This is a genomic window from Candidatus Sordicultor fermentans (assembly GCF_012728195.1).
GTDB lineage: Bacteria > Atribacterota > Atribacteria > Atribacterales > Caldatribacteriaceae > Sordicultor > Sordicultor fermentans.
The window spans coordinates 1-2,649 of the sequence record NZ_JAAYFP010000077.1 but is presented as its reverse complement, the minus strand read 5'-3'; the positions used below and the strand labels follow the sequence as shown (position 1 = coordinate 2,649).

The following is a 2,649-nucleotide window of genomic DNA, read 5'->3' as shown; positions in this document are numbered from 1 at the left end:
CTCCTCCTCCGTGCACATGTATATCTATGAATCCAGGACTCAGATAAAACAATCCTTTCCCATCTATTATCTCCATATCTCTTTCAGCTTTGATTGCGCCTTTTTCTCCTATTATCCCGATTTTGTTTTCTTTCACCAGCACCGAATGATTTTCAAGTATTCTAAAAGGAGTAAGCACTCGAAAATCCTGAAATAAAATCCTTCCCATTTTAAGCCTCCTTTTTATTGAAGGGCTTTATCTAGCACCAAAGCCCCAGCTCCAATTAAAATTTCATCGTCTCCTAAAATAGTGGGCACTACCTTTACTGAATCTTTTAGCTCATCAGGAAGCCGAGATTGCAAACTCTCCAGAAGAGGCCTCATCAATAACTCCCCAGCTCTCGATACCCCTCCTCCTATCACTATTAACTCTGGATCATAAAGGTAAATCAGGTTAGCAATCCCAATACCCAAATAATAACCGGCCTCCCGATAAATCTGAAGCGCCGCTTCATCTCCCGACCGAGCTGCTTCTTCCACAGTTTTGGCAGTAATTTCAGTCTCGTTTTCTACTATTTCCCAAATCTTACAGCTTTTATTGTTTAGCGCTATTTTTTTCATTCTCTCGGCAATTGCCCAGCCTGAGGCTAAAGCCTCCAAGCACCCCCGATTACCACAGTGGCAAAGTGGTCCATTTGGCTCCAAAGTCATATGACCAAATTCACCGGCATATCCCTTGCTTCCTCGGTAAACTTCCCCTTTTAAAACGAAATTAGCACTGATGCCCGTTCCTACTCGTACATAAATAAAGTTCTCTTTTTTTAAATCATTCCCTGCGTGCTTTTTTCCCAAAACTCCCACTTTTCCAATATTATCTATGTAGATAGGAATATCAGGAATTTCCCTCCTTAATAGGCCTCCCATGGGAACATCTTTCCATCCCAGATTTATCGACCGCTTTACTACCCCATCTTCCACCAAACCAGTCATTGCTATTCCTATCCCCAATATTTTTTCATCTGATATCTCTTTAGTTAAATCTTTTACTAAAGCAGTAATCTCTCTAATAACTCCAAACTCAGAGGGATCCAAGAGATTTTTTTTGATTTTTTTGATAATAGTAAGATCCAAATTCATCAAAGAAGCAGCAATAAAATCGCCTTCTATCTCTATTCCTATCACTAAAAAGGAGTCAGGATTAAACCGCAAAAGAATAGGTTTTCTCCCTCCTCGCGATGCCCCTTCTCCTATCTCTTCCAGCACTCCTTCATTAATGAGTTCATTAACTAAAGAAGATACAGTAGTAGAACTTAATCCAGTTAAACTTGCCATCTCTGCTCGAGAGAGAGGACCCTGATATTTTGCCAACTTTAAAATAGCTTTTTTATTCAAATCTCTTAAAAATTTTTGATCTCCTACTTTCATACGCTTATGAAAACATAATTTCAAAACTTTGTCAAGAATCTTTATAAAGTTTCTTCCGTATCCCTTTATGAGGTCGTTTGTAGTTATTTTGTGATGATGTCGCCTCTAAAATCCCCAAGGAAATGTCTCTTTAGTAATAAAAACGAGAGAATGAAGAGTAAGTCCGGTGAAAAAAAATAAAGAACTTCCTATAAACTCCGGCAAGAGAATATACTGAGACCCACAAAGGCCAGACACACTCAGAGTATTGAGGTTATAAAGAACAACACCTAAGAAGGAGGGAAAAGCATGAAACAAAGAAGATGAACTGCAGAATAAAAGGGTAGATGACCGCTTCTCTTAAAATTTTTTTCTAAAAACTCTCAAGCGACCATCCTCTTTCTGCGTAGATAAAATCAAATAAATATTTTAATAGTTTTAATCTCCCAGGGACTAATACTTGTGCACAAGCAGCTACCTTCTATCGCAATATTTCCTTCTACTTTCTCTTCTAATAAATTGACCTCGTAGGCCTCTTTTACGCTCATTGGAAAATTTATCCTGACATCCTGGGAAGGTGTTCCCTCAGTTTCAAACAATCGCAGAATATATGCATCATCATCTTCTGCCTTTTTAAGAGCTGACGCATAAACATGATCTGCATTATATATTTCCACAAAGGAGCTGCTTTCCTCATATATTCCCTCATGGGACTTTATTGCCACAGCACCTAAAGCATAATTTAGCTCATACCCTCTCCTCCAGGCCCGGGAAGTTTGCCAACTACCCTTATAAGTATAGATGCTATAAGCCACTTCCTGATTTTCTTCTATCCACATATTCTCCGGAGTATCATAGGTCGAATATTCATCGCCAGCTTTTATGTGGTAGTAGGAATGCTTTACCAAGCTGGACCTTAACACTCTTTTCCCGGTATCTTTCCCCACTCCCGAGCTACATTCCCTTAAATCAAATCCATTTCTACCGTCATTGCTTAAGACGAGACCAATCTGATTGGAGACATCATCTATGGCTACCCATTTTTGGGCTGGCCATTCATATTTACTCTCCTCATATTCATTAGAAGGTACAGGGGGTCTTTCATAAACTCCATAGGGTATTTCGCCAAATACTTTCGTTGACTCGGCATTATAGTTGACCGGGACTCGCAACTTAACCAGAGTATCCATTCCATACCAGCTATATTTAAATTTAATATCTATCTTTTTAATGTCTTTATATAATATTATGCTTTCTCTTATCTCT

At 38.8% G+C, this 2,649-nt stretch carries 2 protein-coding genes and 1 pseudogene; all 3 read right to left on the bottom strand.

Features of this window, described 5'->3' with window-relative positions; all coding sequences use genetic code 11:
- A pseudogene (locus GXZ17_RS03425) lies at positions 1-208 on the bottom strand (N-acetylglucosamine-6-phosphate deacetylase); the annotation flags it as partial.
- A gap of 14 nt (positions 209-222) precedes the next feature.
- Positions 223-1,404: an ROK family transcriptional regulator gene (locus GXZ17_RS03420; protein ID WP_409375888.1), complete on the bottom strand. Its 1,182-nt coding sequence runs from the start codon at positions 1,402-1,404 to the stop codon at positions 223-225.
- A gap of 395 nt (positions 1,405-1,799) precedes the next feature.
- The coding region (locus GXZ17_RS03415) for a glycosyl hydrolase-related protein (protein ID WP_409375887.1) at positions 1,800-2,649 on the bottom strand (850 nt) is incomplete at its 5' end.

What these genes read in the sequence shown, in the direction of transcription:
- GXZ17_RS03420 (WP_409375888.1), bottom strand. Translation starts at nt 1,404, where the DNA reads ATGAAAGTAGGAGATCAAAAATTTTTAAGAGATTTGAATAAAAAAGCT.